Source organism: Sphingobium sp., from assembly GCF_033795625.1.
GTDB lineage: Bacteria > Pseudomonadota > Alphaproteobacteria > Sphingomonadales > Sphingomonadaceae > Sphingobium.
Genome location: NZ_JARYGI010000030.1, coordinates 36,631 through 42,630, shown reverse-complemented (window position 1 = coordinate 42,630; position 6,000 = coordinate 36,631). Strand labels below are relative to the sequence as shown.

At 59.1% G+C, this 6,000-nt stretch carries 8 protein-coding genes; 2 read left to right on the top strand and 6 right to left on the bottom strand.

Annotated elements, in window-relative coordinates; translation table 11 throughout:
- Positions 1–225: 225 nt before the first annotated feature.
- The 6 genes from QHC67_RS14080 to QHC67_RS14055 all read right to left on the bottom strand — a co-directional run bounded on the left by QHC67_RS14080 (position 226) and on the right by QHC67_RS14055 (position 3,648).
- Complete coding sequence (locus QHC67_RS14080) at positions 226–648, bottom strand: Fur family transcriptional regulator (RefSeq protein ID WP_319295297.1); 423 nt, start codon at positions 646–648, stop codon at positions 226–228.
- A gap of 119 nt (positions 649–767) precedes the next feature.
- Positions 768–1,193, bottom strand: a complete 426-nt coding sequence (locus tag QHC67_RS14075) for a MucR family transcriptional regulator (RefSeq protein ID WP_319295296.1) — start codon at positions 1,191–1,193, stop codon at positions 768–770.
- Between the two features lie 113 nt (positions 1,194–1,306).
- Positions 1,307–1,717: a GNAT family N-acetyltransferase gene (locus QHC67_RS14070; RefSeq protein ID WP_413818546.1), complete on the bottom strand. Its 411-nt coding sequence runs from the start codon at positions 1,715–1,717 to the stop codon at positions 1,307–1,309.
- Between the two features lie 59 nt (positions 1,718–1,776).
- Positions 1,777–2,406: a tRNA (adenosine(37)-N6)-threonylcarbamoyltransferase complex dimerization subunit type 1 TsaB gene (gene tsaB, locus QHC67_RS14065; RefSeq protein ID WP_319295294.1), complete on the bottom strand. Its 630-nt coding sequence runs from the start codon at positions 2,404–2,406 to the stop codon at positions 1,777–1,779.
- Between the two features lie 33 nt (positions 2,407–2,439).
- A complete protein-coding gene (locus QHC67_RS14060) occupies positions 2,440–3,033 on the bottom strand; it encodes a malonic semialdehyde reductase (RefSeq protein WP_319295293.1) in 594 nt (197 codons plus the stop codon).
- Positions 3,034–3,075: 42 nt separating this feature from the next.
- Positions 3,076–3,648, bottom strand: a complete 573-nt coding sequence (locus QHC67_RS14055; RefSeq protein ID WP_319295292.1) for a NifU family protein — start codon at positions 3,646–3,648, stop codon at positions 3,076–3,078.
- Between the two features lie 103 nt (positions 3,649–3,751).
- Between QHC67_RS14055 and QHC67_RS14050 the strand changes: the two genes are divergently transcribed.
- Positions 3,752–4,222 (top strand): pyridoxamine 5'-phosphate oxidase family protein, encoded by a 471-nt coding sequence (locus tag QHC67_RS14050; RefSeq protein ID WP_319295291.1) that lies wholly within the window; start codon positions 3,752–3,754, stop codon positions 4,220–4,222.
- Positions 4,223–4,535: 313 nt separating this feature from the next.
- On the top strand, positions 4,536–5,891 hold the full coding sequence (locus QHC67_RS14045; RefSeq protein WP_319295290.1) for a DEAD/DEAH box helicase: 1,356 nt from the start codon (positions 4,536–4,538) through the stop codon (positions 5,889–5,891).
- Positions 5,892–6,000 lie beyond the last annotated feature (109 nt).

Sequence of the window (6,000 nt, the reverse complement as noted above, 5' to 3'; positions counted from 1 at the left end):
GCATCCTCACCTCCCGTCAGCCGCAATGAATCAAATCACGCAGCCATTGGCTAGGGGTTTTTGGAGGTCCCCAGCTGCCCAGGCGAGGAACAGGCGAGGCCAGGTGACGGTAAGCGAACCGCCCGGCATAGCAGATGTGGCAGCAGGCAAACGAGCAATACGGCCGCAAGCGCAGCCAGTCGGCGGGCCTGCCGGAAGCGGGCAGCCAGCGACAAATGCGGCAAATCAGTTCTTTCGGTCGAGCGCGACGCCGTACAATTCCATGCGGTGATCCACCAACCGGAAGCCGAGCTTCGCCGCAATCATCCGCTGCAACTGCTCCAGTTCCGGATCGACGAATTCAATGACTTTCCCGGTCTCAACATCGATCAGATGATCGTGGTGCGACTCCGGCGCGGCTTCATATCGGGCGCGGCCGTCGCCGAAGTCATGCCGCTCCAATATGCCTGCCTCTTCGAACAGGCGAACCGTGCGATAGACGGTGGCGATCGAGATGCCTGGATCTATGGAGGAGGCGCGGGCGTGCAACTTTTCCACGTCCGGATGGTCCTCCGCTTCAGATAGCACTTGCGCGATGACGCGGCGCTGCTCCGTAATGCGCAGGCCCTTTTCGGCACATAAGGCTTCGACGTCGATTTTACGGTTCATGAGTGCCCTGTCTGAAAGTCTGTAAAATCGCGAAGGTCAAACTAGCCGTTCCGCATATATATGCGGGAAGGAGCGCCGCCTTTCAAGCCGCGCTCCCTCCAGTCATCGTATGTGCCAGCTTATTTCGCGGCAGTTCGGCGGCGGCGTTTCGTACCAAGACCGATTTTCTTGGCAAGCGTGCGCCGCTGTTCCGCGTAATTGGGCGCAACCATCGGATAGTCGGCGGGCAGGTTCCACTTTGTCCGGTAATCCTCGGGCGTCATCTTGTAGTGAGTCATCAGGTGCCGCTTGAGCATTTTCAGCTTTTTGCCGTCTTCCAGGCAGACGATATAATCGGGCTTGATGGACGAGCGCACAGAAACAGCAGGCTCCAGCTTAACTTCCGGAGGCGGGGGCGTAGTCGACAGTCCCGCCAAGGCACCGTACACGTTCTGAATAAGCACCGGCAAATCCGACACAGACACACTATTGTTGGACACATGTGCAGCTACAATGTCGGACGTTAATGTGATAAGCATTTCTGCCTGGGCGTTCTGTTCTTCCACGGCGGTACTCCTGGCCTTGATTGATCGAGCGACCCCTGTACAATCTTGATTTCGATCAGGGTTGGTGCGGACTATTCCAACATCGTCTACATTTCAAGAGAATACTTATAAGACTAAAGGTCCCTGCGGAAGCTCAATGCGTCATAAAGTCGATTATCATTACCGCGATAGTAATTGCAGCGGGTATTTACGTGGAGAAATCCCGAATTCTTGTAAAGATTGACCGCATTATTGCCTGAACGCACCTCCAGATGCATGGACTTGATGCCGCGCAGGCGAGCGGCAGCGATACTGTCATTCAATAACGCAGAGCCAATGCCGCGACCGCGCCATCCCGGATCGACTGCAAGAAGGAGCAGTTCGGCTTCGTCGAAGATCGATCGAACCAGCGCAAATCCCAGCGTAGCGGCATCCAGCCTTGCCAATGTCAGCCATGTTCCATCCATGGTTGTCATGCCGGCGAGTTGCGGGGCAGTCCATGCCTCGCCAAAGGCCGGATCGAACGCACGCGCCATGACGGTCATTGCAGCCGCTTGTGCCTGAGCATCGAGGCGGTCGTGCCGTTGAAGAACGAGGCTATGAATCACGACGGAACGGGAATTGTCATCGGCTGGGCATCAGCCTCGCGCCCATAGAGCGGTTCGACGGGCAGCGAAGCGGCTTCGGAGCTAAGCAAAGGGAACAAGCTGCTATCCGGATAAAGATCTACGGCCGTGCCGGTGCCGCGGGCATCGACGAGCGCTTGCGCGCCGGTGCCATAAATCTCTTCGTCATTCAATATGTTGGCTAAAGTGGCGATCGGCGTCGATTTCAGATCGCTTAGGGCGGTCCCCGTCGGCGAGAACATCTGCCAGAAGAGTTCGCCATGCCCACCGGTAATAGCGACGGGGTAATCTCCTGCCGGTGATCGGTCCCGCGCAACTGCCGTGGCTATGACCGATAGTGCGCTGTAACCTGCTATTTCGCATTCCCAGGCGAAAGCGAGCGCGCGGGCCGCTGCCAGCCCAATGCGCACACCGGTAAAGCTGCCGGGGCCTACGTCGACCGCCACCTGGTCCGCGCGGCCGCCTCCTGGAAACGAGGCGATGGCTGGGAGCAGGCGTTCGGCATGTCCCCGGCCGACTCGCTCGTGATGATGGGCAATGCACACCGCCTCATCGAACAACGAGAGTGACAACATCTGCGTAGCTGTATCGATCACCAGAATACGCAATGTGCCGCCTCGCAAGACTCTAAAAGCCTGCGGTTAGGCGATTCGGTTGAATTTGCCAAATTCCGGGCGAGGCAGGCGATCGAAAATAGTTGCCGGGTCGCCATGACCGAGTGTGCAGATGAAATTCGATTTGACGCTCGGGGTGTCGGCGAAGAATGCGGCATCCACGGCGGCATTATCGAAACCTGACATAGGCCCGGTATCGAAACCAAGCGCTCGCGCCGCGATGATGAAATATGCGCCTTGCAAAGTGCTGTTGCGAAATGCGCTGGCGTGGCGAAGCGGCTCGTTGCCGTCGAACCATGATTTGGCGTCGGCAGGCGGAAACAATTCGGGAAGATGCTCGTGAAAGTTCTCGTCCATTCCGATTATTGCAGTGACGGGCGCCTTAAGTATTTTCGCCCCGTTTGTCCCCGACGATACCGCAGCAAGCTTTTCCTTCGCTTCCTGACTGACGCACCATATGATGCGGGCAGGCAATTGATTGGCGGAGGTCGGACCCCACTTCATAAGGTCCCAGATCGCGTGCAGATCTTGCTCGGCGACGGGAGTGTCCAGATAACCGTTGTACGAACGGGCTTTCACGAAAATCTGATCGAGCGCTTCCTGCGGCAAAGCCTTAGCCATGTCGATTACCCCCTTGGCAAATGTAGAATAGTTTTCCGCAGATCAGACTGCGCGAACCTCAGTCACTTCCGGAACATAATGTTTGAGCAGCGACTCGATCCCCTGCTTCAACGTGGCGGAGGATGAAGGGCAGCCTGCGCAGGCGCCCTGCATCTTCAGGAACACCTTGCCCTTGTCGAAGCCGCGATAGACGATATCGCCTCCGTCATTGGCGACGGCCGGACGAACCCGCGTCTCGATAAGATCCTTGATCTGCGCGACGATCTCCGCGTCCGCAGGATCGTCCTCATACGTTTCATCTTCGGGTATGAATATGTCGGAAGCCGAGCCGGATCGAAACAGCGGCATCCCGCCGGAAAAGTGATCCAGCAAAATGCCGATGACGTCAGGCTTTACTTCCGCCCAGTTTGCGCCCGGCACCAGTGTCACGGATACGAAGTCATAACCGAAGAACACGCCAGTCACATCGCCGAGAGAGAATAGCGCCTCCGCGAGCGGCGAAGCTTCAGCTTCTTCCGGCGTCGCGAAATCGCGCGTGCCAGACGTCATGACGGGCTGGCCAGGCAGGAACTTCAGCGTGGCGGGGTTGGGTGTGGTTTCGGTCTCGATCAACATGGCTGCTATGTGGGGAGATATGCAATCGAGATCAAGCGAGGAGGGGAACCCACGCTCGCTTTCGTCGCTTTACTCCTACGTTCGTTACCAAGAGGAGCTTAATATGAGCGACGAAGCCGACATCAAGGATCGTTTCTGGAAGGAACTGTCCGAAAGCCCCTTCCTCATGGTAGGGCTGGAGAACGGCCATCAGCATAGCCTCCCGATGACTGCGCAACTGGATAAGGACGCCAATTCGGCATTCTGGTTCTACACCACGCGCGATAATCGCCTTGCGTCCGGCGGCGCCGCCATGGCCCAGTTCGCTGGCAAGGATCATCACCTGTTCGCCTGTATCGCCGGGACATTGGTGGAGGAAACCGACCAGTCCGTCGTCGACGCGCATTGGTCGAACGAAGTGGCGGCCTGGTATCCCGGCGGGCGGCAGGACCCCAATCTGCTGATGCTGCGCTTCGACCTTGGAAATGCCGAGATCTGGCTGGCCGACATGTCGCTGAAGGGCGTGTTCAAGATGCTGGTCGGCGGCGACGTCCGGTCGGAGATGAAGAACAAGCATGTCGAGGTAAGTCTCTAAAGCCGTTTAGGCGTCCCGAGCCACAAAGGCGAAGGACGCCAAATACGTTTCCGAATGAAATGCTTGCCTTTCTTCTAAATTGCATCTATTTGCCTCGCAGCGCAGCAACCGGGCCATTTCGGCCCCGTAGCGATTGGTAGCGTGATCGTCCTCTAAATCCTCTTGGCGGAGCCGAGTGGAAGAACGGACCGGCCAATGACCTGCGCTTTGCTTGAGGCTTCCCTTTTCACGCGGGTCGTTTCGTAACCCGCCTTGTGCCCGGACTGCGTCTTGCAGTCTCCGGAGCGCAACGCTCCATTGTGAGTATATCATCTTGACTACCTTTAAAGAACTTGGCCTTGCCGAGCCCATTTTGCAGGCGCTCGCCGCCAAGAATTATGAAGTCCCGACACCAATCCAGGCGCAGGCTATTCCGGCGCTGATGGAAGGCCGCGACCTGTGCGGCATCGCCCAGACCGGCACCGGCAAGACGGCGGCGTTCGCGCTGCCCAGCCTCGACTATTTCCACAACAATCCCAAGCAGACGCCCCAGAAGGGCTGCCGCATGCTGGTTCTCTCGCCGACCCGGGAGCTTGCCGCGCAGATTGCAGACAGCTTCCGCGACTATGCGCGTTTCATGAAGCTGTCGGTTGCGACGGTCTTCGGCGGCGTGCCGATCAACAAGCAGATCAACCAGCTTCGCGGCGGCATCGACATCCTCGTCGCGACGCCTGGCCGTCTGCTCGACCTGATCGAGCAGCGGGCGCTGAGCCTTGGCCATGTCGAGATTTTCGTGCTCGACGAAGCCGACCAGATGATGGACCTGGGCTTCATTCAGCCGCTGAAGCGCATTGACAAGATGCTGCCCAAGCAGCGCCAGAGCCTGTTCTTCTCCGCGACGATGCCCAAGGCGATTGCGGACCTCGGCAGCCAGTTCCTTGTGGACCCGGTGAAGGTGTCGGTTGCGCCGCAATCCACGACCGCCGAGCGCGTAAAGCAATATGCAACCTACGTGAACCAGGCCGAGAAGCAGGCGCTGCTGACGATCACCGTCAAGAACGAGCCGATCGAACGCGCGCTGATCTTCACGCGCACCAAGCATGGTGCGGATCGCGTGGTGCGGTTCCTGGAAGGCGCGGGCATTCCGGCCGCCGCCATCCACGGCAACAAGAGCCAGGCGCAGCGGACAGCCGCCTTGCAGGCGTTCCGTGCGGGGCAGGTGAAGCTGCTGGTGGCGACTGATATCGCGGCGCGCGGTATCGACGTTTCAGGCGTCAGCCATGTCATCAACTTCGAGCTTCCCAATGTGGCGGAGCAATATGTCCATCGCATCGGTCGCACCGCACGCGCCGGGGCGGAGGGCATTGCGATCAGCTTCGTGGCGGATGATGAGCGGCAATATCTGAAGGCCATCGAGAAGGTAACGCGCGTGCGTTGCGAACTTCAGGTGCTGCCGGAGAATTTCTCCGAAGCCGTGCGCAACCTGCCCAAGGCCGCGCCGCCCAAGAAGGGCAATGAAGGCGGCAACGGGCGTGGCGGACCGGGCCGGGGCAACCCTGACCGTGCTCATCGTGGCCGCGACGGCGCTGCTGCCGATGGTGCCGCACCGGCCAAGCGTCCCTTCCGTCCGCGCAACCGCAACGGCGTCGGCGCACACAAGGGCGCCGTGCAGCGAGTCGGCGGCCGCTAAGGCAACCGCCTCCTACTGAAATATCGCCCGTCCCCGGTTCGACCGGGGGCGGGCGTTTTCATGTATTTCGTCGGTCGCTATGCATCGTCGCCCGCATTGTCAGTGGCCA